This window comes from Micromonospora okii (genome assembly GCF_020884795.1).
In the GTDB taxonomy this organism is placed as follows: domain Bacteria; phylum Actinomycetota; class Actinomycetes; order Mycobacteriales; family Micromonosporaceae; genus Micromonospora; species Micromonospora okii.
The window spans coordinates 49,201-72,530 of sequence record NZ_BBZF01000014.1; the positions used below are offsets into that span (position 1 = coordinate 49,201).

At 75.3% G+C, this 23,330-nt stretch carries 21 protein-coding genes and 1 pseudogene; 8 read left to right on the forward strand and 14 right to left on the reverse strand.

The window, feature by feature from the left end; genetic code table 11:
* Positions 1–28: 28 nt before the first annotated feature.
* From LPU43_RS06770 to LPU43_RS06785, 4 genes are all read left to right on the forward strand, one after another.
* The gene (locus LPU43_RS06770; protein ID WP_229399395.1) at positions 29–469 is read left to right on the forward strand and encodes a MarR family winged helix-turn-helix transcriptional regulator; all 441 of its coding nucleotides are present in this window, start codon (positions 29–31) and stop codon (positions 467–469) included.
* Between the two features lie 117 nt (positions 470–586).
* Positions 587–2,299, forward strand: a complete 1,713-nt coding sequence (locus LPU43_RS06775; protein ID WP_229399396.1) for an MDR family MFS transporter — start codon at positions 587–589, stop codon at positions 2,297–2,299.
* 10 nt (positions 2,300–2,309) lie between these two features.
* A complete protein-coding gene (locus LPU43_RS06780) occupies positions 2,310–2,807 on the forward strand; it encodes a universal stress protein (protein ID WP_229399397.1) in 498 nt (165 codons plus the stop codon).
* A 108-nt stretch (positions 2,808–2,915) separates the two neighbouring features.
* Positions 2,916–3,446, forward strand: coding sequence for a DinB family protein (locus LPU43_RS06785; RefSeq protein WP_229399398.1), 531 nt, complete (start codon positions 2,916–2,918; stop codon positions 3,444–3,446).
* A gap of 9 nt (positions 3,447–3,455) precedes the next feature.
* Here the strand turns inward: LPU43_RS06785 and LPU43_RS06790 are convergent, their stop codons facing one another.
* The 3 genes and pseudogenes from LPU43_RS06790 to LPU43_RS06800 all read right to left on the reverse strand — a co-directional run bounded on the left by LPU43_RS06790 (position 3,456) and on the right by LPU43_RS06800 (position 8,271).
* Positions 3,456–4,076: an HAD family hydrolase gene (locus LPU43_RS06790; protein WP_229399399.1), complete on the reverse strand. Its 621-nt coding sequence runs from the start codon at positions 4,074–4,076 to the stop codon at positions 3,456–3,458.
* A 107-nt stretch (positions 4,077–4,183) separates the two neighbouring features.
* Positions 4,184–7,765, reverse strand: a pseudogene (gene smc / locus LPU43_RS06795) (chromosome segregation protein SMC); the annotation flags it as partial.
* Between the two features lie 311 nt (positions 7,766–8,076).
* Positions 8,077–8,271 carry a hypothetical protein gene (locus tag LPU43_RS06800; RefSeq protein WP_229399400.1) on the reverse strand — a complete coding sequence of 65 codons (195 nt, stop codon included), beginning with the start codon at positions 8,269–8,271 and terminating at the stop codon, positions 8,077–8,079.
* A gap of 389 nt (positions 8,272–8,660) precedes the next feature.
* Between LPU43_RS06800 and LPU43_RS06805 the strand changes: the two genes are divergently transcribed.
* Together LPU43_RS06805 and LPU43_RS06810 are read left to right on the forward strand one after the other, a co-directional pair.
* Positions 8,661–10,010 (forward strand): CAP domain-containing protein, encoded by a 1,350-nt coding sequence (locus LPU43_RS06805; RefSeq protein WP_229399401.1) that lies wholly within the window; start codon positions 8,661–8,663, stop codon positions 10,008–10,010.
* Positions 10,011–10,144: 134 nt separating this feature from the next.
* Positions 10,145–11,035 carry an endo alpha-1,4 polygalactosaminidase gene (locus LPU43_RS06810; protein ID WP_229399402.1) on the forward strand — a complete coding sequence of 297 codons (891 nt, stop codon included), beginning with the start codon at positions 10,145–10,147 and terminating at the stop codon, positions 11,033–11,035.
* 39 nt (positions 11,036–11,074) lie between these two features.
* On the opposite strand, the gene mutM is transcribed toward LPU43_RS06810, so the two are convergent.
* The 11 genes from mutM to fakA all read right to left on the reverse strand — a co-directional run bounded on the left by mutM (position 11,075) and on the right by fakA (position 21,589).
* Complete coding sequence (gene mutM, locus LPU43_RS06815) at positions 11,075–11,980, reverse strand: bifunctional DNA-formamidopyrimidine glycosylase/DNA-(apurinic or apyrimidinic site) lyase (RefSeq protein WP_229399403.1); 906 nt, start codon at positions 11,978–11,980, stop codon at positions 11,075–11,077.
* Positions 11,973–12,854 carry a ribonuclease III gene (gene rnc / locus LPU43_RS06820; protein WP_229399404.1) on the reverse strand — a complete coding sequence of 294 codons (882 nt, stop codon included), beginning with the start codon at positions 12,852–12,854 and terminating at the stop codon, positions 11,973–11,975. The genes mutM and rnc overlap by 8 nt, the downstream gene beginning before the upstream one ends.
* On the reverse strand, positions 12,851–13,804 hold the full coding sequence (locus tag LPU43_RS06825; protein WP_229399873.1) for a phosphate acyltransferase PlsX: 954 nt from the start codon (positions 13,802–13,804) through the stop codon (positions 12,851–12,853). The genes rnc and LPU43_RS06825 overlap by 4 nt, the downstream gene beginning before the upstream one ends.
* A 135-nt stretch (positions 13,805–13,939) precedes the next feature.
* Positions 13,940–14,113 (reverse strand): 50S ribosomal protein L32, encoded by a 174-nt coding sequence (rpmF, locus tag LPU43_RS06830; RefSeq protein ID WP_229399405.1) that lies wholly within the window; start codon positions 14,111–14,113, stop codon positions 13,940–13,942.
* Positions 14,114–14,118: 5 nt separating this feature from the next.
* The gene (locus tag LPU43_RS06835) at positions 14,119–14,682 is read right to left on the reverse strand and encodes a YceD family protein (RefSeq protein WP_229399406.1); all 564 of its coding nucleotides are present in this window, start codon (positions 14,680–14,682) and stop codon (positions 14,119–14,121) included.
* Between the two features lie 109 nt (positions 14,683–14,791).
* Positions 14,792–15,289: an SPFH domain-containing protein gene (locus tag LPU43_RS06840; RefSeq protein ID WP_229399407.1), complete on the reverse strand. Its 498-nt coding sequence runs from the start codon at positions 15,287–15,289 to the stop codon at positions 14,792–14,794.
* A 220-nt stretch (positions 15,290–15,509) separates the two neighbouring features.
* Complete coding sequence (coaD, locus tag LPU43_RS06845) at positions 15,510–15,998, reverse strand: pantetheine-phosphate adenylyltransferase (protein WP_229399408.1); 489 nt, start codon at positions 15,996–15,998, stop codon at positions 15,510–15,512.
* Complete coding sequence (gene rsmD, locus LPU43_RS06850; protein WP_229399409.1) at positions 15,995–16,558, reverse strand: 16S rRNA (guanine(966)-N(2))-methyltransferase RsmD; 564 nt, start codon at positions 16,556–16,558, stop codon at positions 15,995–15,997. Before rsmD ends, coaD begins: the two co-directional genes overlap by 4 nt.
* Positions 16,559–16,774: 216 nt before the next feature.
* The gene (locus LPU43_RS06855; protein WP_229399410.1) at positions 16,775–17,713 is read right to left on the reverse strand and encodes a serine hydrolase domain-containing protein; all 939 of its coding nucleotides are present in this window, start codon (positions 17,711–17,713) and stop codon (positions 16,775–16,777) included.
* 40 nt (positions 17,714–17,753) lie between these two features.
* Positions 17,754–19,961, reverse strand: coding sequence for an ATP-dependent DNA helicase RecG (gene recG / locus LPU43_RS06860; protein WP_229399411.1), 2,208 nt, complete (start codon positions 19,959–19,961; stop codon positions 17,754–17,756).
* The gene (gene fakA, locus LPU43_RS06865; RefSeq protein WP_229399412.1) at positions 19,958–21,589 is read right to left on the reverse strand and encodes a DAK2 domain-containing protein; all 1,632 of its coding nucleotides are present in this window, start codon (positions 21,587–21,589) and stop codon (positions 19,958–19,960) included. The genes recG and fakA overlap by 4 nt, the downstream gene beginning before the upstream one ends.
* Before the next feature lie 199 nt (positions 21,590–21,788).
* On the opposite strand from fakA, the gene rpmB reads away from it, so the two are divergent.
* Both rpmB and LPU43_RS06875 read left to right on the forward strand, forming a co-directional pair.
* Complete coding sequence (gene rpmB / locus LPU43_RS06870) at positions 21,789–21,980, forward strand: 50S ribosomal protein L28 (protein ID WP_011905179.1); 192 nt, start codon at positions 21,789–21,791, stop codon at positions 21,978–21,980.
* 93 nt (positions 21,981–22,073) lie between these two features.
* Entirely contained in the window at positions 22,074–23,330 is a 1,257-nt protein-coding gene (locus LPU43_RS06875) for an ATP-grasp domain-containing protein (protein ID WP_229399413.1), read from the forward strand.

The window sequence follows — 23,330 nt, forward strand, 5'->3', positions numbered from 1 at the left end:
CGGGTCGTCCACGCCGTACCCTTGCCGCGTGGACGAGCACCCTCCGGAGACCCTGCGGGACGTCGAGCACGAGCTGACGGCGCTGCTGCGCCGTGGCCGCTCGCTGTCCTGGGAGGTGGCCAGGGAGGTGCACCCCAACCTGGACCCGAACGCGTACGGGCTGCTGCTGTGGCTGCGCCGCGCCGACGAGAGCCGGCTGACCGACCTGGCCGGCCGGCTCGGGGTGAGCAAGGGCACGCTGAGCCGGCAGATCAACGCCCTGGAGGCCCTCGGGCTGGTGCGCCGGGAGCCGGACCCGGACGACCGGCGGGCGTGGCGGCTCAGCCTGACCGGGGAGGGGCAGCGCCGGTTCGACGCGGCCCGGTCGTCCCGGCTCGCGGAGTTCCGGCGCATCCTGGAGAGCTGGCCGAGGCGGGACGTGGAGGACTTCGGCCGGCTGCTGGCCCGGTTCAACGACGCCCTCGACTGAGCGCGCGGGTCACCGGCCCGGGGGAACGCGGCCACCGGCCCGGAGGAATAGGGGCCGGCCGCCCCTGGTTGTTGCTCTAGGCAACCAATTCCCTCTCCCCCACCGGAGGCAGCCACGATGACCCAGGCCACAGCGGCAGCGCCCAGCCGGGCGACCGGCGTCGAGATGTCCCACCGGCAGATCCTGGAGGCGCTCTCCGGTCTGCTGCTCGGCATGTTCGTCGCGATCCTCTCCTCCACGGTCGTCTCGAACGCGCTGCCGCGGATCATCACCGAGCTGCGGGGCGGGCAGTCCGCGTACACCTGGGTGGTCACCGCCACCCTGCTGGCGACCACCGCGACCACCCCGCTCTGGGGCAAGCTCGCCGACCTGACCAGCAAGAAGGCCCTCGTCCAGCTCTCCCTGGTGATCTACGTGCTGGGCTCGGTGCTGGCCGGGGCGTCCCAGTCGACGGAGTGGCTGATCGCCTGCCGGGTGCTCCAGGGCGTCGGCGCGGGCGGCCTCACCGCGCTGGCCCAGGTGATCATGGCAACGATGATCGCGCCGCGCGAGCGCGGCCGGTACAGCGGCTACCTCGGCGCGGTCATGGCCGTGGGCACCATCGGCGGCCCGCTCATCGGCGGCGTCATCGTCGACACCTCCTGGCTCGGCTGGCGCTGGTGCTTCTACGTCGGCGTGCCGTTCGCCGTGGCCGCCCTCGTGGTGCTCCAGAAGACCCTCTCCCTGCCGGTGGTCAAGCGCGAGGCGAAGATCGACTGGTGGGGCGCCACCCTGATCACCGCAGCCGTGTCGCTGCTGCTGGTCTGGGTCTCCCTCGCCGGGGACCGGTACGACTGGATGTCCTGGCAGACCGCCGTCATGGTGGCCGGCGCGCTGCTGCTCGGCGCGCTCGCGATCCGGGTCGAGACCCGGGCCGCCGAGCCGGTCATCCCGCCCCGGCTGTTCCGCGACCGCACCGTCACCCTGGCCACCGTCGCCAGCGTCGCGGTCGGCGTCGGGATGTTCGGCGCGTCCGTCTTCCTCGGACAGTACTTCCAGATCAGCCGGGGCCAGAGCCCGACCATGTCCGGCCTGATGACCCTGCCGATGATCCTCGGCCTGCTCGTCTCGTCCACGGTCACCGGCCAGGTCATCAGCCGCACCGGCCGCTGGAAGCGGTACCTGGTCGCCGGCTCGGCCCTGCTCACCGTCGGCTTCGCGCTGATGGGCACCCTGCGCGCCGACACCAGCTTCTGGCTGCTGGCCGGCTACATGGCGGTCGTCGGCGTCGGGCTGGGCATGACCATGCAGAACCTGGTGCTCGCCGTGCAGAACACCGTCGGCGCGCACGAGCTGGGCGTGGCCAGCTCCGTCGTGGCGTTCTTCCGCAGCCTCGGCGGCGCGGTCGGCGTCTCCGCCCTCGGCGCGGTGCTGGGCCACCGGGTCACCGGCTACATCGCCGACGGGCTCGCCGGCCTCGGCGTCCCGGCCTCCGCCTCGGGCGGCGGCGGTGCCCTGCCCGACGTCCACGTCCTGCCCGGCCCGGTCCGCGCGGTCGTGGAGGGCGCGTACGGCCACGGCGCCGGCGACATCTTCCTGGTCGCGGCCCCGTTCGCGCTGATCGCCCTCGTCGCGGTGAGCCTCATCAGGGAGGTCCCGCTGCGGCAGCACAACGGCCCGCCGGCCGACCCGGCCGGACGGAAGCCGGCCGGTGAGCACGCGCCGGCCGTAGGCGAGGATGCATCGGCGGTCGACGAGCACGCGCCGGCCGTCGGCGAGCACGCGGCCGTCGACGAGGATGCGTCGGCCGTCGACCAGGGCGCGCTGACGCGCGTCGGCGCGCGGCGCTGAGGAGGCGGACGTGAGCGTGGGAGCACCCCTCGACCGCGAGGACTACGGCCCGGCGGCCCGGCCGCTGCCCTTCGAGCGCGGCACGGACGGGCCCCGGGTGGTGCTGGTCGGCGTCGACGGCACCCGCACGTCGCTGCGGGCCGCCTCGTACGCGGCGGGGCTGGCCCGCCGGCAGGGCGCCGGCCTCGTGGTGGTCTTCGTCAGCTCGCCGGCCGCCTTCGCCGGGCTGGCCCCCGGGTTGGACGCCGGGGCGGTGCAGCGCAACCACGACGAGCTGGCCGCCGACCTGCGCGAGGAGTTCCGGCGCAGCGCCGAGGAGCTGGGGCTGCCGATCACCTTCCTGGCCCGGCGCGGCGACGCGTACGCCGAACTCTGCGCGGCGGCGGACGAGCACCGGGCGGACCTGGTGGTGGTCGGCTCCTCCGAGCAGGCCGGGCACCGGCTGGTCGGCTCGGTCGCCACCCGCCTGGTCCGCCGGGGCCGCTGGCCGGTCGTCGTGGTGCCCTGAAAGGAAGGGCCCCCTGTTAACGCTTTCGGTATAGGAAGGGCCCCTTCCTAACACCCTCGACGGGTAACTCGGTCGCGGAGTGTCGGAGGCACCGGCCAGGATGACCCGATGACCTGGAGAGCGCCCGAGATCACCCGAACCGACGAGCCCTACGTCGCCGACGAGCGCACCATGCTCGAAGGCTGGCTCGACTACCACCGGCAGACCCTGCTGCTCAAGTGCGCCGGACTGACCGCCGAGCAGTTGAGGACCGCCAGCGTCGAGCCGTCCGAGCTGACCCTGCTCGGCCTGGTCCGGCACATGTCGGACGTGGAGCGGTCCTGGTTCCGGCAGCGCTTCGCCGGCCAGGACCTGCCCGACCTGTTCGACATCGACACCGACCAGGACGCCGACTTCCACGACCTGGCCGACGCCGACCCGGAGGCCACCTTCGCCACCTTCCGGGCCGAGGTCGAGGCGGCGCGGGCCGCCACCGAGGGCCGCTCCCTGGACGAGACCTTCACCGTGCGCCACGCCGACGGCCGGGAGCGGACGTTCAACCTGCGCTGGGCGTACGTGCACATGATCGAGGAGTACGCCCGGCACAACGGCCACGCCGACCTGGTCCGGGAACGCCTCGACGGCGTCACCGGCGACTAGCCGCCGGGGTCAGGACGCTAGCGCCGCCCGCAGGTAGCGCAGCCCCGCCGGCCCGTCCCACCGGTACGCCGACAGGCCGGCGGCGCGGGCGCCCCGGATCGCCCAGTCCTCGTCGTCGACGAAGAGCACCCGGGCCGGCGGGGTCCGCAGCGCCACGCAGGCGGCCTGGAAGTACTCCTTGGCCGGCTTGTGCACCCCGACGACCGAGGAGTTGACCACCACGTCCAGCTCGCCGACGAGGCCCAGCTCGGCGAGGTCGGTGTCGAGCACGTCGGCGGCGTTGGTGGCGAGGCCGACCGGCACCCCGGCGGCCCGCACCTCGCGGACGAACGCCAGCACCTCCGGGTCGACCTCGCCCCGGTAGCGCTGCCACTGCTCCACCGCCGCGCGGGCGCGCTCCGGGCTGCCGACCGACTCGGCCAGCGCGTCGACCACGCTGGAGACCCAGTCGGCGTGGCTGACCTGGCCGGTCAGCACCGGCTGGAGCCGCCCCCACTGCGTGGCGATCTCGGTGAGCACCCCGGACGGCAGGTCGTACTCGCGTTCCACCCCGGCGGCGACCGCCGGGTCCCAGCGCCGCAGCACCCCGTCGAGGTCCACCAGGAGCGCCGTCGCGCGTTCCCGAGCCACTAGTCGTTCTCCTCGCCGCGGCCGTGCCGCTGGTCGTCGAAGACGCGGCCGGCGGGCCGCGCCTCACTCTGCCCGCCGGTCCGCCCGGCGTCGCGGGAAGGCCCCGCGCCGTCCCCCTCGGCCCGGTTGAGCCGCTGGCTGATCACCTGGGTCACCCCGCTACGCATGGTCACCCCGTAGAGGGCGTCCGCGATCTCCATGGTCCGCTTCTGGTGGGTGATGACGATGAGCTGGCTCTTCTCCCGCAACTGGGCCAGCAGCGTGATCAACCGGCCCAGGTTGACGTCGTCGAGGGCCGCCTCCACCTCGTCCATGATGTAGAAGGGGCTGGGCCGGGCGCGGAAGATCGCCACGAGCATCGCCACGGCGGTCAGCGACCGCTCCCCGCCGGAGAGCAGGGAGAGCCGCTTGATCTTCTTGCCCGGCGGCCGGGCCTCCACCTCCACGCCCGTGGTGAGCAGGTCGTCGGGTTCGGTGAGGATCAGCCGCCCCTCGCCGCCGGGGAAGAGCACCGTGAAGACCTGCTCGAACTCCCGGGCGGTGTCGGCGAACGCGCTGGCGAAGACCTCCAGGATGCGGTCGTCGACGTCCTTGACGACGGTGAGCAGGTCCCGGCGGGTGGCCCTGAGGTCCTCCAACTGCTCGGAGAGGAACTTGAAGCGCTCCTCCAGCGCGGCGAACTCCTCCAGCGCGAGGGGGTTCACCTTGCCGAGCAGGGCCAGCTCCCGCTCCGCCTTGGCGGCCCGCTTCTCCTGCACCGGCCGCTCGTAGCGGACCGGCTCGGGCACGGGCAGCCCGTCGCGCTCGGCCGCCGCCACGTCCGCCTGGGTCGGGGGTACGGGACGGTGCGGCCCGTACTCGGCGACCAGGGTCTCCACGTCGAGGCCGAAGTCCTCGGCGGCCTTCGCCTCCAACTGCTCGATGCGCAGCCGCTGCTCGGCGCGGGCCACCTCGTCGCGGTGCACCTGGCTGGTCAGCCGCTCCAGCTCCGCGCCGAGGCGCTTCGCCGCGCCGCGTACCTCGGACAGCTCGGCCTCGCGGGCGGCCCGCTCGCGCGCCACGGCGTCGCGGTCCTCCTCGGCCCGCGCGATGGAGACGGCGAGCCGGGTCAGTGCCTCGCGCGCACCGCCGGCCACGGCCCTGGCGATGGCCGCGCCGCGCGCCCGGGCGGCCCGGCGGGCCGCCGCGCGCTCCCGCGCGGCCCGCTCCGCGGTGGCCTGCCGGCGCAGCGAGTCGGCGCGGCCGGCGATGGAGGAGACCCGCTCCTCGGCGGTACGCACCGCGAGCCGCACCTCCATCTCGTTCTGGCGGGCCTGCGGCACCAGCGCGGCGAGCCGGTCGCGTTCCTCGGCGGACGGCTCGGCGTCGATCGGGGTGGCCTCGGCCAGCCGCAGCCGCTCCTCCAGCTCGGCCAGGGCGGTCAGGTCGCGTTCCCGGGCCGCCTCGGCGCGGGCCCGGGACTCGCCGAGGCGGTCGGTCTCCGCCTTCGCCGACCGGGCGGCGGCGCCCAGCTCGGCGAGCCGGCGGGCGGCGGCGTTGCGGTGGCTCTCGGCCTCCCGCTTCGCGGCGGCGGCGTGCTGCACGGTCTCCTTGGCGACGGCCACCTCGGCGCGCGCCTCGACGAGCTGGTCGCGCAGCTCGGCGGCGGTCCGCTCGGCGGCGAGCCGGTTGGTGCGGGCCTCCTCGACGGCCGCCTGCACCTCGATGAAGCTGGGCGCCTTGGCCGACCCGCCGGCCGCCGCGTACGCCCCGACGACGTCACCCTCCCCGGTGACCGCCCGCAGCTCCGGGTTGCCGGCGACCAGCTCGGACGCGGCGGCGAGGTCGTCGACGACCGCGACGTCGCGCAGCGCCCGGTGCACGGCGGGGCGCAGCTCGGCGGAGCACTCCACCAGGTCGGGGGCCCAGCGGGCCCCGTCGGGCAGCTTCGGGCGCAGCGCGTCGGCCGGCCCCGTCATGCCCGGCCCGGCGGGGCTGCCGACCAGCAGGCCGGCCCGACCGGCGTCGGCGATCTTCAGGAGCCGCATCGCCTCGACGGCCTCGTCCACGCCGGTGACCGCGACCGCGTCGGCGAGCCCGCCGAGCGCGGCGGCGAGCGCCGCGGAGTGCCCCGGGGCGACGGTGAGCAGCCCGGCCAGACTGCCGAGCAGGCCGGGCACCTCGTCGGCGCGGGCCAGCAGCGCGCCCGCGCCGTCCTTGCGGCGCAGGCCGAGGGCGAGCGCCTCCTCGCGGGCCTTCTGGGTGGCGGCCTCCTTCTCGGCGGCCCGCTCGGCGTCGGCGAGGGAGCGCACGGCGGCCTGCGCGCGCTCCTGGGCGGCGACCGCCTCGGCGTGCCGGGAGTCCAGGTCGGCGTTGTCCCGGTCGGCCTCGGTGGACTGCTCGGCGACGGCGTCGAGGTCGGCCTGCGCCTGCTCGGCGCGGGCCATCGCGTCGGTGTGGGCGGCGGCGAGCCGGTCGATCTCCTCCCCGGCGCTGGTGGTCCGGGCCCGCGCCGAGTTCACCTGGCCGGCGAGCCGGGCCAGCCCCTCCCGCCGGTCGGCGATGGCCTTCGCGGCGGCGACCAGCTCCCGCTCGGCGGCGGCGAGCTGCCGTTCCAGCTCCTGCCGGTGCTCGACGGCCTCGGCGAGGCGGATCTGGTCGTCGGTGAGCGCCTCGCGCAGCTCCTCCTCCTGCTCGCCGATCCGCTCGGCCTCGGCGTCGAGCTGGTCCGGGTCGCGGCCGGGGCGCTCGTCGTCGCCGGGGGCGCTGAGGTGGCGCAGCCGCTCCCGGGCGAGCTGCTCGACGGAGCGGAACCGCTCGGAGAGCGCGGAGAGCTTGTACCAGGTGTCCTGGGCGGCGGCGAGCATCGGGGCGTCCTCGGCCAGCGCGGCCTCCAGCTCGCCGAGGCGGGCCTGCACCTCCGCGTGCTCCGCCTCGACCTGCTCGCGCCGCTCGCGCACGGCGGTCTCGTCGGCGATCTCCTTGTCGAGGGTGGCGCGCAGCGTGGCCAGGTCGTCGGCGAGCAGCCGGAGCCGGGCGTCGCGCAGGTTGGCCTGGATGGCGGCGGCGCGCCGGGCCACCTCGGCCTGCCGGCCCAGCGGCTTGAGCTGGCGGCGCAGCTCGGCGGTGAGGTCGGTGAGCCGGTTCAGGTTGGTCTGCATCGCGTCGAGCTTCCGCAGCGCCTTCTCCTTGCGCTTGCGGTGCTTGAGGACGCCCGCCGCCTCCTCGATGAACGCCCGCCGGTCCTCGGGCTTGGCGTGCAGCATGCCGTCGAGCCGACCCTGCCCGACGATGATGTGCATCTCCCGGCCGATGCCGGAGTCCGACAGCAGCTCCTGGATGTCGAGCAGGCGGCAGGAGTCGCCGTTGATCTCGTACTCGCTCTCGCCCGAGCGGAACATCCGGCGGGTGATGGAGACCTCGGTGTACTCGATCGGCAGCGCGCCGTCGGTGTTGTCGATGGTGAGGGTGACCTCGGCCCGGCCCAGCGGCGCCCGTCCGGCGGTGCCGGCGAAGATGACGTCCTCCATCTTGCCGCCGCGCAGCGCCTTGGCGCCCTGCTCGCCGAGCACCCAGGCGATGGCGTCGACGACGTTGGACTTGCCGGAGCCGTTCGGGCCGACCACGCAGGTGATCCCGGGCTCCAGCTTCAGCGTCGTCGCGGAGGCGAAGGACTTGAACCCCTTCACCGTCAGGCTCTTGAGATACACCTTCTCGATCCTCGTCCGGTGGCCGCCGAGCATCGTGGGCTGCGCGGACCTGGTGAACCCGCAGAGTAACCCGGTGCGGCCGGGGGCCGGGCACGCGACCCGCCCCGGGCCGCCGCCGGCCGCCGACTCCACGCCGTGCTCGAAGCCCTTTCCGGTACGCGCCGAAGCCGATCACCGGGCCGAGGAATGATCAATTATCCAAGATCAGGAAATGGTGACCGGAAAACGTCCCCGGACATGACTGCGCGCCGGCACATCCGTGTCGGCGCGCGATTTCGCGTATTGCGATTCAGTTGTCAGGCGATCAGAGATCAGGTCAGCGCGGGCTCGGCCAGACGGAGGATGTCGTCCGCCTCCGCCGCAGCCGCCGCAAGCCGATCATTCTCGGCGCGCAGGCGCGTGATCTCGAACTCGAGCGCCTGAACCCTGGATCGCAGTCGGGTGACCTCGTCGAGCAGACGCCGGTCGGACGCTGCACCTACGTGGCCGTAGAGGGCCTTCGCCATGCTGACTCCTTGATATGCGCTGCCGGAAAGGCCGGACCAACGCGCGCCCACTCGTACGCGGCTCTCACTTCCCAGCGAATTCTGGGCATGAGCGGGCGCGACTGGCGACACCTACATATTGAGCCGATAACCCCTCCTCCGTCAAGTTCCCGCAGGCCATAGATCATCTCTGCGTCGGCCTGTCCGCTTGGCGAGGGGTTGCTCGGCGAGGGCTGCCACGAGGCGCGGACACTCTCTGTCCGGACACGATAACTGTACGCCCCGAAAGCGCCGGAACGACCCTCAGGCGAACTGCTTTCGCCTTAACTCTTTCTTAGCGGCGTTGCCGCAGCCCACGCCCCAACCGTACGTTCACCCCGGCCCGCAACCGACCCATGGAGGCGACAGGCGTGTACGGCTGGACCGACCCCAACGACCCGGAGGGCAACCACTTCCGCCAGGACGACCCGACCGACGGGCCGGCCTGGCTGAGCGACCGCCCGGAGCCGAGGTCGGCGTACCTGTTCGGGGACGCGCCGGACCTGCCGAGTGACGAACGGCACAACGGGCCCACCCGCCCGGGGTCGCACGGCCGACCGGACACGGACGACCGGGCGGGCAGGCACGAGCCGCCGACCACGCACGAGCGGGCGGGCAGGCACGAGCCGCCGACCACGCACGAGCAGGCGGGCAGGCACGAGCGGGCCGAGACGTACGACCGCCCGGACGCGCACGACCGGACCGAGACGCACGCGCGGCCGAACCCGTACGAGCCGTCGTGGGCGGAGCAGCCCACCGCGCGGTGGCGGACCGACGCCGAGGCGTCCCGGCCCGCTCCCGAGCCGTGGCGTCCCGGGGCGCCGGCAGCCGGGCCGCACGCGTGGCCGGAGGAGCCGACCCTGGCGATCCCGGTCGTCGGGCCGGCCGGCGGCGGGCAGCCGGTCCGCCTCGGGGGACCGGCCGCCGAGGCCCCGGGCGACGGCGAGGGGCGGCACCGCCCGCGCCGCCGCCTGCCGCGCCCGCTGCTGGTCGGCGGTGCCGCCGCAGCGGCCACGCTGGTCGTCAGCCTCGGCGTCGGCGCGCTCGCGCTGCCCGGCGGCGACGAGCCGCGGACCGATCCGGCCGCGGTCGACGCCCCGGTCGCCGCCGCGCCCGCCGACCCCGGCGACGCCCTGCCCCCGCCGTCGGCCAGCCCCTCCGCGACGGGCTCGGCCTCGCCGCGGCCGAGTGCCTCGCCCGCCAGCGCCAGCGCCAGCCCGTCGCCGAGGGCGAGCCGGACGGTCAGGTCGACCCCGAGGCCCAGCCGGAGCACCGCCGCGTCGCGGGGTAGCCAGCGCAGCACCGCCCCCACCCCCAAGGTCGTCGTCGCCCCGGGCGTCAGCACCCAGGCGGCGGAGGTCGTCAACCTGGTGAACGCGGAGCGGGCCAAGGCCGGCTGCGGCGCGCTGAAGATCAACGACAAGCTGATGAAGGCCGCCCAGGCGCACAGCCAGGACCAGGCCGACAACCGGAAGATGTCGCACACCGGCAGCGACGGCAGCGACGTCGGCGAGCGGCTCGACCGGGTCGGGTACGCGTGGCGGGCGTACGGCGAGAACGTCGCCTGGAACCAGCAGACCCCGGCGGCGGTGATGAACGCCTGGATGAACAGCTCCGGGCACCGGGCCAACATCCTGAACTGCTCCTTCACCCAGATCGGGGTGGGCGTCGCCACGAGCAACGGGCCGTACTGGACGCAGAACTTCGGTACCCCGCGCTGACCGGACTCCCGGCGTGACCCCGGCGGCGAGTCGCCCCGGGGGTCACGCTCGTTTGACCGGGTGAGGCGCGCCGGGGCGTACCCGGCGCACCCGATTCGGGCGGCCGGACGCCGCCCGCGACCCGGGAGCTGCCGATGCGGATCCGGCTGCCGCCGCCCGGCGCCCCGCGCGGCCCGCGCCGGACGCTGCGGACACCCCGGACGCTGCGGTCACGCCGGGTGTCCCGGGCGCTGCGGGCGCTCGTCGCGCTGGCGCTGCTCACCGCCGCGTACGGCTGCCGGGGCGAGCTGACCCCGCCGGGCGCGCCCACCCCGTGGCCGGCCGAGTCGGCCCGGTACTGGCGCTGGCAGTGGCAGCTCACCGGCCCGCTCGACACGGGCGTCGACGCGGACGTGTTCCTGCTCGACCCGGTGCGTACCACCGCCGCCGAGACCACGGCGCTGCGCGCCCGGGACCGCCGGCTGGTCTGCCAGGTGGCCGTCGGCGCGTACGCGGCGACGGACCCCGACGCGGACCGCTACCCGGCGGCGGCGCGCGGCGCGGCCGGCCCGCGCCCGGGCACCCGGTGGGTCGACGTGCGGTGGTGGGACGCGCTGGAGCCGATCCTGGCCGACCGGTTCCGGCTGTGCCGGGGCAAGGGCTTCGGCGCGGTGGCGCTCGCCGACGCCGACGGGTACGCCCACCGCAACGGCTTCCCGCTCGACTTCGACGACCAACTGCTGTTCAACCGGCGGGTCGCCACCCTGGCCCGCTCGCTCGACCTCTCCCCCGGCCTGCTCGGCGACGTGCCGCAGGTCGCCGCGCTGGCGCCCGACTTCGACTTCGCCGTCGACGAGGAGTGCGTCCGGCTGCGCCGGTGCGGCAGGCTGCTGCCGTTCGTCGACGCCGGGAAGCCGGTGTTCCACGTCGAGTACGCGGGCGACGCCGACGACTTCTGCGTCACCACGATGGGGTACGGCTTCGCCTCGATGCGCAAGCACCGGGAGCTGGACGCGTGGCGCGACGCCTGCCCGGACGCTCCCTGAGCGGGCCGCCCGGGAGCCCGGTCGGCCCCCGGGGCCCGGTCAGCCCCGGGGCGGGGTGGCCCGGGGCGTGGCGGTCCTGGGCGCGGCGGTCCGGGGCGCGGCGGTCCGGGGCCGGGGCTGGCAGCGCGGGCAACTGTACGAGGAGCGGTTCATGAACGCCTCCCGGCGCAGCGGAGTGCCGCACCGCCGGCACGGCTCGCCCTCCCGCCCGTACGCGTTGAGCGCCCGGTCGAAGTAGCCGCTGTTGCCGTTGACGTCGACGTAGAGGGCGTCGAAGCTGGTGCCGCCCTCGGAGATCGCCTCGCCGAGGACGTCCCGGACGTGGCCGAGCAGGCGCAGCGCGGCCGGTCGGGTCAGCGCGTCGGTGGGCCGGGCGCCGTGCAGCCCCGCCCGCCACAGCGCCTCGTCGGCGTAGATGTTGCCCACCCCGGAGACGAGGGTCTGGTCGAGCAGGGCCCGCTTGACCTCGGTGCGCCGGCGGCGCAGGGCGGCGACGAAGGCGTCGTCGGAGAACTCCGGGTCCATCGGGTCCCGGGCGATGTGCGCGATCTCGGAGGGCAGCTCGGCCCCGCCGGCCGAGACCGACAGCCCGCCGAACGTGCGCTGGTCGACGAAGCGCAGCTCGGGGCCGTCGTCGGCGAACCGGAACCGGACCCGCAGGTGCAGCTCGTCCGCCGCCGTGGCGGGCTGGAGCAGCAGTTGGCCGGACATCCCCAGGTGGCCGACGATCGCGTCGCCGCTGTCCAGCGGGAGCCAGAGGTACTTGCCGCGCCGCCGCACGTCGCGCACCGTGCGCCCGGCGAGCACGTCGGCGAAGTGCGCCGGCCCGGGCAGGTGCCGGCGGACCGCCCGGGGGTGACGGACCTCCGTGGAGGCGATCCGGCGGCCGGTCACCCACTGGGCGAGGCCCTGCCGGACCGTCTCGACCTCGGGCAGCTCAGGCACGGTCCGCCGCCGGCTGCGGCTCGGCCAACCCCGGCAGCGGCCCGTCCGTCGACTCCGGCCGGGCCGCCACCCCGGCCCCGGCCGACGAACCCGCCCCGGCCGCCGGTTCGCCCTCGGCCGCCGACCCCGCCTCGGCCGCCGCCAGTTCGGCCTGCTCCCGCTCGGCCTGCGCGGTCAGCTCCCGCCAGGCCGACTCGGCGGCCCGCTGCTCGGCCTCCTTCTTGCTGCGCCCCTCCGCCCCGCCGTAGCGGTTGCCGGCGACCACCACCCAGGCGGTGAACGTCTTGAGGTGGTCCGGCCCGGTGCCCTCGATGCGGTACTCGGGGACGCCCAGGGCGAGGGCGGCGGTCAGCTCCTGGAGGCTGGTCTTCCAGTCCAGCGCCGCGCCCCGCCCCGCCGACTCGGCCATCAGCGAGTCGAACAGCCGGTGGATCACGAGGGCGGCGGTGTCGAGGCCGTACTGGAGGTAGATCGCGCCGAGCAGCGCCTCCAGGGTGTCGGCGAGGATGCTCGCCTTGTCCCGGCCCCCGGTGGTCTCCTCGCCCTTGCCCAGCAGCAGGTACGCGCCGAGCCCGTCCGGGCCCAGGCCGCGCGCCACGTCGGCGAGCGCCCGCATGTTGACCACGCTCGCCCGCAGCTTGGCGAGCTGCCCCTCCGGCAGGTCGGGGTGGTTGCGGAACAGCGCGGTGGTGATCACCACGCCGAGCACCGAGTCGCCGAGGAACTCCAGCCGCTCGTTGGTGGGCAGGCCGCCGTTCTCGTACGCGTACGAGCGGTGGGTCAGCGCCCGTTCGAGCAGCTCCGGATCGAGCGAGACCCCGAACGCGGCCTCCAGGTGCCCGATCGGCGCTCGCCGCCGCTTGTCGATGCTCATGGTGCGGTTACCTCTCCGTTCACGACTGGGGTCTCCGGGGCGCCGCCGAGCAGCGCGGAGACGGTGTCGGCGGCCCGTCGGCGCCACAGGTGGGCGGCCAGCGCGATGCCGGAGGCGACGTCCTCGCCGCGCGCGGCGCCGTGGCAGACCACGACGGTGCCGGCCACCCCGAGCAGGGCGGCGGCCCGGGGCGCGCCGCCGCTGGCCGGCGGGCCGCCCGCCATCGCGTACGCGCCCTCGATCGCCTTGAGCAGGATGTTGCCGGTGAAGCCGTCGGTGACAACCACATCGGCGCGGGTGCCGGCGGCGATGTCGAACCCCTCCACCAGGCCGACGTAGCGCGCGCCGCAGGGCAGCGGCGCGGCGGCGAGGATCGGGTCGGCGGCCCGGCGCAGCCGGTCCCCCTTGCCGGCCTCGGTGCCCACCGAGAGCAGCCCGACCCGGGGCGCGGCGACCGAGTGCGCCACCGCCGCGTACGCCGCGCCGAGCACGGCGTGTCGGGTGAGGGTGGCCGGGCCGGGCTCCAGGGAGCCACCGACGTCCAGCAGCACCACCGGCCCGGCGACCGCCGGCAGGGTGGCGGCCAGGGCCGGCCGGCGTACGTGCGGCCAGCGGCCGAGGCCGAGGGCGGCGGCGGTGACGGTGGCGCCGGTGGAGCCCGCCGAGACGACCGCGTCGGCCAGGCCGTCGCGGACGGCGGTGACGGCCGTGCGCACGGTGCTGTCGGCGCGGGCGGCGACGGGGTGGTCGGCCATGCCGACGGCGGCGCGCACCGGCCGGACCGTGACCCGGGCGCGGCGCGCCGGGTCGAGGGCACCGATCAGCACGTCGGCGACCTCGACGGGGCCGGCGAGCAGAAGGTGCAGGTCCGGGTCGGCGCGCAGGGCCCGCAGAGCGCCGTCAACCACGACGGCGGGAGCATCGTCCCCGCCGAGGAGGTCAACGGCGATCCGCGCGGTGCCCGGCTCCGCCGGGACGCCGGCCGGAACGGGCCGGTCGGCGTCGGCGGGAGCCGGGACACCGGGCGATCGCCAGGAAGCGCGCGCCACCCGACCGGGGGTCGGGAGCGTCACTCGGCGTCCAGGTCAGACGTCGATGACCTGGCGGCCGTTGTACGTGCCGCAGACGGAGCACGCCGCGTGCGGCAGCTTCGGGGACTTGCACTGCGGGCAGGCCACGGTCGCCACCACGGCCGCCTTCCAGTTCGCCCGGCGGGACCGGGTGTTGCTGCGCGACATCTTGCGCTTCGGGACGGCCACGGTTCCTACTCCTCTGTACGGTTCAGTTGCGACAGGCCCGCCCAACGCGGGTCGATCTGCTGGTGACTGTGGTCGGCCGGCAGATCGTCCCACTGCACCCCGCATTCGGGGCACAAGCCTGGGCAGTCCTCCCGGCAGAGCGGGTTGGTCGGCAGTGTGAGCACCACCGCGTCCCGCAGCGCCGGCTCCAGGTCGATCAGATCGTCCTGCATCCGGCCCACCTCGTCCTCGTCGGTCGTGACGTCCGTGGTGCTGTTCTCGTACGCGTACAGCTCCTGGACGGGCACGGCCACCGAGTCGTTGATCTCGCGCAGGCACCGGCCGCACTCGCCCCGGACGGAACCGCTGACGGTCCCGGAGACGAGCACGCCCTCGGACACCGACTCCAACCTCAGGTCGAGGTCGAGGTCCGCGCCCTCCGGCACGCCGATCAACTCCACGCCGAGGTCCGCCGGTGCCGGGACGACCCGCTTGACGGTACGCAACGCGCCAGGGCGACGCGGCAGGTCCCTCGTGTCGAGGACCAGCGGCGCCTTGGGGTTGAGTGATGAAGGCGAGTGTTTGGGCATAGTCAGACTCCGGCCGGTGAGAGGCCGACAAAAGAGGTTACCTGGACGGCCGCCCGACCGTCGAACCGGGGGCGACGCACGCCCCGTCTGTCGGCTGCTGAGGTGCCGCTCAGAAGGATAGCGGGCGTTCCGGCTCCTCCCCACCGAACGTGCCGATCTCCCGCAGCGCGTGCATCTTGTCCCGGCCGCGCTCGATCGAGGCCAGCGCCCGGGTGAGGAACTGCTCGAAGTTGGCCAGCGCCGTGTCGACGTAGTCGTCGACCTCCTCGCGGAGGCGCTGCGCCTCCGCGCGGGCCTCCGCGATGATCCGGGCCCCCTCGTGCTCGGCGGAGACGGTGATCTCGTTCATCGACACGAGGCGGGCGTGTTCCGCCTCACCCTCGCTGATGATCCGGTCCGCCTCGCGCTTGCCGGCCTCCATGATCTTGTCCCGCTCGGCCAGCAGGACGGCGGCCCGGCGCAGGTCTGCGGGGAGCTCGGCGCGCAGCTCGTCGAGGGCGGCGATCATCTCGCCGCGGTCGACCATGCAGTTGTTCCGGGACATGGGCACGGAGCGGGCCTGCTCCACCATGGCGATCAGTTCGTCGATGCGATCGAGCGAGTCCACCGGCACCTCACTCCTGTCGTTCGTCGGCCGACCTACATGATGCGGGCTGCGGCCGGGTTCCCGCCGACCCATCATGTCTCGCCCGGGCCACCGCCCGGTGATCCGCCCCGCCCGGCGCGTCGTGTCGCGGCGGGCGCGGCACGGGGCTGGCCCCCGGCGGTCGCGCACCCTGCCCGGCCCCGGAAGGTCCGGCCGCGCACCTGACCCGGCCCCGGGGCGGTCAGGCGCGCGGTGCCGGGCCCAGCCGGGCCCGCAGGGCCTCGCGGACCAGGTCGGGGACGTGGGCGGAGACGTCGCCGCCCCACTTCGCCACGTCCTTGACCAGGCTGGAGGAGAGGAAGGAGTAGAGCGGGTTGGTCGGCATGAAGAGCGTCTCGACGCCGGCCAGGCCGATGTTCATCTGGGCCATCTGGAGCTCGTAGTCGAAGTCGCTGACCGCCCGCAGGCCCTTGATCAGGACGCTGGCCTGCTGCGCCCGGCAGAAGTCGACCAGCAGGCCGCGGAAGGACGCCACCCGCACGTTGTCGTACGAGGAGGTGACCTCGCGGAGCATGTCGATCCGCTCCTCGACGCTGAACAGGCCGCTCTTCGACTGATTGATCAGCACTCCGACGATCACCTCGTCGAACAACCGGGCGGCCCGCCCGATGATGTCGAGGTGTCCATTGGTGACCGGGTCGAACGAGCCGGGACACACCGCACGTCTCATGATCGGCGACCGTACCAAATAGTGGTCTCGCCGTAACGCCTGCTGCGTTCGGCGGTGACGCCCTCCACCCACTCGACCGGGCCCGTCCGGCTGGAGCGCTCGACCACCACCAGGGCGTCCGCCGCCAGCCAGCCGCCGCCGACCAGCGCGGTCAGCATCGCGGTGATCTCCTCGCCGGGCACGGCGTAGGGCGGGTCGGCGAAGACCACGTCGTACGGCCCGCCGTCCGGGCCGGCCGCCAGCACCGTGGCGACCTTCCCGGTGACCAGCCGGACGGCCGGGGCGGCCCGCAGGGTGGCGATGTTCTCCCGGGCCACCCGGGCGGCCCGCGCGTCCGACTCGACCAGCAGCACGTGCGCCGCCCCCCGGGACAGCGCCTCCAGCCCGACCGCGCCGGAGCCGGCGTACAGGTCGGCGAAGCGCGCCCCGGTCAGGTCGACGTCGGCCTGCACCGCGCTGAACAGCGCCTCCCGCACCCGGTCGGAGGTGGGTCGGGTGCCGGCGCCGGGCGGCGCGGCGATGCGCCGGCCGCCGAGCGTCCCGGCCACGATCCGGGTCACCGCCTGCTCCTGCTCACCCCCCGACGCTACCCGCCCCGCCGCCCGCCCCACACGCCCCGTCCCGCCCCGCTCAGGCACGGTCAAGATCCGCACAACTTCACGGAAAGTGGGGTCTGCCGGCGCGAAAGGGATGCACCTTCCCTGAAGTTGCGCGGATCTCGGGGTAGCGAGGCAGGCCGCCCCCGGAAGCCGGTGGAGCGGTGCTCGGGGGCGGTGTCAGTCGGTGGTGAGCAGGCGTTCCATCCCGGCGGAGTCGACCGGGTACTCGTCGTCGTTCGTGAGCAGGACCAGCCGCCGGCCGGAGTCCGGCAGCCAGGCGGCGAACGCCTTGAAGCCCGCGTTGTGCCCCGAGTGGTGGACCGCCCGCTCCCCCGCCAGCGGCCCGACGAAGCAGCCGTACCCGTACCCGGTCGCCGCCGAGCCGGTCGGTGCGTGCGCGGTGGTCATCCGGGCGAGCAGGGCGGGGTCGAGCAGCCGGGCGTCCCGCCACCCGTCGAGCCAGGCCAGCAGGTCACCGGCGGTGCACCAGACGTCGCCGGTGCCCATGCTCACCGTGTCCAGGTCCCACGAGGGCACCGGGCGGTCGCCGGAGTGCCCCACCGCCACGTCGTCGTGCCCCGCGCCGGAGCCGGCGAAGCTGCCGGTCATGCCGTGCGGCGCGAACACCTCCTCCGCCAGGAACTCCCGGTACGGCCGGTCGGCCGCCCGCTCGACGGCCCGCGCCAGCAGCACGTAGCCGGGGCTGCTGTAGCGCCAGGCGGTCCCGGGGGCGAACAGCGGCGGGACCGCGGCGAAGGCCGCCACCAGATCGTCCGGGTCGGCGGGGGCCGCCAGGTCGACCCCCGGATGGTCCTCCCAGTGGCCCAGCCCGGAGGTGTGGGTGAGCAGGTGGTGCAGGGTGATCGACCGCCAGGCCGGCGGGCAGCCCGGCACCCAGCGGTCGACCGGGTCGGTCACGTCGAGCGCGCCCCGCCCCGCCAGGAGCAGGACGGCCGTGGCGGTCATGTTCTTGCTGATCGAGGCGATCTGGAAGCGGGTCCGGGCGGAACTGGGCTCCCCGGAGGCGGCGTCGGCGAGGCCGGCGTACCGGGTGACGACCAGCCGGTCGCCCTCGGCCAGCAGGACCGCGCCCCGGGTGACGGATGAGGTGGACATCGGTCGAGGCTAGGGCGGACGGCACGGGCGTGGAAGGGGCTCAGCCCTTCTCCAGGTACTCCGCGCGTTCCTCGTCCACCAGGGCGGCGACCGAGGCGGCCAGCGCCGGGTGCCGGGCCAGCTCCGGGTCGTCGTCCACCAGGGCGATCGCCTCGGCGCGGGCGTCGCGGATCAGGTCGGCGTCGCGGAGCAGCGACAGCAGCCGCAGGTGCGAGCGCCGGCCGGACTGGGTGGCGCCGAGCACGTCGCCCTCTCGGCGCTGCTCCAGGTCCAGCTCGGCGAGCTTGAAGCCGTCGGTGGTGGACGCGACCGCGTCGAGGCGCTCCCGGGCCGACGAGCCCTCGGCCGCCTCGCTGACCAGCAGGCAGAGCCCGGCCGCCTCGCCCCGCCCCACCCGCCCCCGGAGCTGGTGGAGCTGGGAGACGCCGAACCGGTCGGCGTCCAGCACGATCATCACGGTGGCGTTGGGCACGTTGACGCCGACCTCGACGACCGTGGTGGCGACCAGCACGTCCAGGTCGCCGGCGGCGAAGGCGCGCATCACCGCGTCCTTCTCGTCGGCGGGCAGCTTGCCGTGCAGCACGCCGATGCGCAGCCCGTGCAGCGGCCCGTCGGCGAGCAGCGGGGCGACCTCGGTCACCGCGAGCGGAGGGCGTCGGCCGTTGTCGTCCTCCCGGGGCGGCTCCTCCTCCGACGCCGGGCCCTCGCCGATCCGGGGGCAGACCACGTACGCCTGGTGGCCGGCGGCGACCTCCTCGCGCAGCCGACGCCAGGCCCGGTCGAGGAAGGCGGGCTTCTCGGCGGCCGGCACGACGTGCGAGGCGATCGGCGAGCGCCCCTGCGGGAGCTGGGTGAGCGCGGAGACCTCCAGGTCGCCGTAGACGGTCATCGCCACCGTGCGCGGGATCGGGGTGGCCGTCATCACCAGCACGTGCGGCGGCTGGTCGGCCTTCGCGCGCAGCGCGTCGCGCTGCTCCACGCCGAAGCGGTGCTGCTCGTCGACCACGACGAGGCCCAGGTCGGCGAAGTCGACGCCCTCGTAGAGCAGGGCGTGGGTGCCGAGCACGATCCCGGCCCGGCCGGCGGCCACCTCGCCGAGGGCCCGGCGGCGGGCCGCCGCGCCGAGCGAGCCGGTGACCAGCTCGACCCGGGTGGCGTCGTCGGCCGCGCCCAGCTCCCCGGCCCGGCCGAGCGGGCCGAGCAGGTCGAGGATGCCCCGGTGGTGCTGGGCGGCGAGCACCTCAGTCGGGGCGAGCAGGGCGGCCTGGCCCCCGGCGTCGACCACCTGGAGCATCGCCCGCAGCGCCACGACCGTCTTGCCGGAGCCGACCTCGCCCTGGAGCAGCCGGTGCATCGGGTGCGCGGTGGCCAGGTCGGTGGCGATCTCCGCACCGACCGTCCGCTGGCCGGAGGTCAGCTCGTACGGCAGCCGGGCGTCGAACGCCTCCAGCAGCCCGCCCGGGCGCGGCGGCCGGGCCTTCGCCGGCCAGGCGGCGGCCCGGTGCTTGCGCTGCACGAGGGTGAGCTGCACGGCGAACGCCTCGTCCCACTTGAGCCGGCGGCGCGCCCGGTACAGGGCCTCCTTGCTCGACGGCCGGTGGATCTCGTGCAGCGCGGGGCCGATGCCGACCAGGTTGCGGGTGGAGCGCACGTCCGTCGGCAGCGGGTCCTCCGGCGGGGTGAAGGTGTCCAGCACCACCCGCACGCAGCGGGCGATCACCCAGGTCGGCACGGCCGCCGCGGCCGGGTAGACCGGGATCAGGGCCCCGGCGAACTCCTCGACCTCCTCGCCGACCGCCGCCTCGCCGTCGGCCGCGCCGTCGCCGAGCATCACGTACTCGGGGCCGTTGAGCTGCCGCTTGCCCCGGAACTCGGTGACCTTGCCGGCGAACAGCCCCCACCGGCCGGGGCGCAGCTCCCGCTCCCGCCACGCCTGGTTGCCGAAGAAGGTCAGGGTGAGCACCCCGCCGGAGTCGTCGCCGACGGTCACCTCCAGCAGGTTCCCCCGGCGCTGGCGCATCGGCCGCACGGCCGTCTTCTGCACCTGGGCCAGCACGGTGACCTGCTCGCCCACGTCCAGCGAGCGGATGTCGGTGTGCTCGCCGCGCTCGTCGTAGCGGCGGGGGAAGTGGTAGACCAGGTCGCCGGCGGTGTGCAGGTCGAGGTGGGCGGCCAGGGCCTTGGCCGTCTTCTCCCCGACCAGCTTCTTCAACGGCGTGTCGACCGTGGTCGGCTCGGACGTGGTCATTCGACCCCCACCAGGAGCGGATAGTGCGGCTGGCCGCCCCGGTAGGCGTTGACCTGCACGAACGGCCAGCGCCGGGCGACGTGCGCGGCGAGGGCGTCGGCCAGCCCGTCGGGGGCGTCCGCGCCGGAGAGCAGGGTGACCAGCTCGCCGCCGCCGCCGAGCATCAGGTCGACGACGGCGGCGCAGGTGTCGGCGAGGTCCGCGCCGATCAGGTGGACCTCCCCCTCGACCAGGGCGAGCACGTCGCCGGGGCGGCACGGGCCGGCGACGGTCACCGCCTCCCGGCTGGCCCGGCAGACCTCGGCGTACCGGCACGCGCCCGCGGCCTCGGCCATCGCGATCACGTCGTCGGTGAAGCGGCGCGCCGGGTCGCGCACGGCCAGGGCGGCGAGCGCCTGCACGGGCGAGCGGGTCGGCACCACGCTGACCTTCACCCCCAGCGCGTGCGCCTCCCGCGCGGCGGCGCTCGCGGCGGCCTGCGTGTTGGGGCTGTTCGGCAGCACCACCACGCGGGCCGCGCCGGTGGCCCGGACGGCGTCGAGCAGCTCCCCGGTGGACGGGTTGCCCGGCACCACCGTCGCCCCCTCGCCCGCGAACAGCTCGGCGATGCCCGCGCCGGCCGCGACCACCACGGCTGCCCGGCCCCCGCCGGCCGGCGGGGGCACAGCGGGCGGGGCCGCCTCCGGCTGGTCGGCGAAGCGGGTCACCGAGATCCGGTACGGCCGGCCGGCCACCACGCCCGCCTCGATGGCCGCCCCGACGTCGTTGACGTGCACGTGCACGTTCCAGGTGGCGGACGCGGCGTCGGTGGCCCCGTCGCCGACCACCACCAGCGAGTCGCCGAGCCCGGCCAGGGTTTCCCGCATCCGGGTGACCGCCCCGGCGTCGGCGTCGAGGAGGAACTGCACCTCGTAGGCGTACTCCGTCGAGCCGGCCTCGCGGGGGGCGGTGGCCGGCGGGCGAACCGGGCGGGGCGCGGGCGAGGGCCGGTGCGGGCTCTCCCCCGTGACCACCTCGACCAGTGCGTCGAGCAGCAGGCAGAGCCCCCGCCCGCCGGCGTCGACCACCCCGGCGCGGGCCAGCGCGGGCAACTGCTCGGGGGTGCGGGCGAGGGCGAGGGCCGCCGCGCCGGCCGCCTCCCGCGCCACGGCGCGCAGGTCGTCGCTCCCCGCCGCCTCGGCCGCGCCGGCCGCCGCCGCGACGACGCTGAGCAGGGTGCCCTCGACGGGGCGGGCCACGGCGGCGTACGCGGCGGCGGTGGCCCCGCGCAGCGCGGCGGCCAGCTGCCGGCCACGGACCACCGGCACGGCGGCCAGGGCGTCGGCGAGGCCGCGCAGGATCTGCGACAGGATCACCCCGGAGTTGCCCCGGGCGCCGAGCAGCGCGCCGCGCGCCATCAGCCGCAGCGCGTGCCCGTGCGCGGTGGAGTCGCCGTCGCCGATCGTGTCCAGGTCCATCGCGAGGGCCTGCTGGGCGGAGGTGAGGGTGAGCACCAGGTTGGTGCCGGTGTCGCCGTCGGGGACCGGGTAGACGTTGAGGTCGTCGATCTCGCCCTGGTGGCGGCGCAGCGCGGCCAGCCCGCTCGCGCACCAGCGGCGCACCGCGGCGGCGTCGAGGGTGTCCAGCACGGCAAGAAGCCTACTGGCGCGCGCCGACACCCGCCCGGCTCGACGCTACGATGTCGGCCGACGGTGCCCGGAACACCCCGCTCCCCGGCGTCACCAGGGGCCCGGTTGGGCTGCGGCGGGACCATCGGGTAACCTGGCCAGGTTGCCCGGGCTGCGCCTGGCGGCGACCCCGTGAACGTATCAATCCCAGGAGTATTCCGTGGCTAGCGTGTGCGACGTCTGTGGCAAGGGGCCGGGCTTCGGCCACAACGTGTCCCACTCGCACCGGCGGACCAACCGCCGCTGGAACCCGAACATCCAGTCGGTGCGCACCCCGGCCGGTGGCGGCAACACCAAGAAGTTGAAGGTCTGCACCTCCTGCATCAAGGCCGGCAAGGTCACCCGCGCCTGACGCGGTAGCGCCGACCTCACCCTTTCGTCCACAAGCCGGCGGGCCCCGAGCCCGCCGGCTTGTGGTGTACGCGCATGCAGCACGGAGGAAACGTTGGACCTGGACCTGGGCCACGCCGAGATGATCGTCGTCGGGGCCTCGCTGGGCACCCTGCGCTGGTTCGACGAGGAGCTGCCGGCGGGCAGCGTGGTCGTCGTCGAGGAGCCCGACGTGATCAGCCGGCGCGGCATCGACCGGCTGGTCGGGAGCCTGTCGGTCCTGTCCCGGGTCGTGCCGGCCGAGTACCAGACGGGTCTCGACACCGATGCGCTGCTCGCCCGCGAGCCCGAGCTGGCGAAGGCCCGCCTGGTCGTGCCGGGCCTGGAGTACGCCGTCGGCGCCGCCGCCCGACTCGCCGACCGCCTCGGCCTGCCCGGCGCCGGGGCGCGGGCCGCCGACATCTTCTCCGACAAGCACCGGATGCGCCTGCTGGCCGCCGACGCCGGGCTGGCGAACCCGGCGTACGAGCTGGTGGGCGGGGCGGAGGAGGCGATGGCGTTCGCGCGCCGACACGGCGGTCGCTGCGTGCTCAAGCCCACCCGGCGCTCGGGGAGCCTCGGGGTGCGGCTGGTCGCCGACCCGGCCGAGATCCCGGCCGCCTGGGCGGCCACCGCGTCCCCCGAGGCCCCGCCGGAGGCAACCGACCGTGGGCTGCCCACGGAGGTGCTCGCCGAGCAGCGCCTCGACGGTCGGGAGCACAGCGTCGAGCTGCTCGTCGCCGACGGCGAGGTGATCTTCGGCAACGTCACCGACAAGCGGCTGCTCGCCGGTCCCCTGCCGGTCGAGACGGGGCACACCGTCCCCTCGGCCCTGCCCGAGGCGGCCCGCCGCGACCTGCTCGACGCGGCGGGGCGGCTCTGCGCCGCCGCCGGGTTCCGCACCGGCGTGCTGCACAGCGAGTGGATCGTCGTCGACGGCGTGCCGCACCTGGTGGAGTGCGCCGCCCGGCTGCCCGGCGACATGATCACCGCGCTGATCTCGATCGCCTACGAGTCCGGCTTCATCGACGCGTACCTGCGGGTGCTGCGTGGCGAGCGGCCGACGCTGCCGGCCCGGCCCACCGGGGCGGCGGCGGTGGAGTTCCTGCTCGCCGAGCCGGGCACCGTCACCGGCATCGAGGGGCTGCGGCCGGCCCGCCGGGTGCCCGGGGTGCTGGAGGTGCAGCTCGACACCGCCGTCGGCGCGACCGTCGCGCAGGTCACGTCGTCCGGCCAGCGCAGCGGGCACGTCCTGGTCTGGGGCGCCGACCCGGCCGAGGCCGAGCAGGCCGCCCGCGCCGCCGCCGACGAGATCCGCATCACCGTCGCCTGA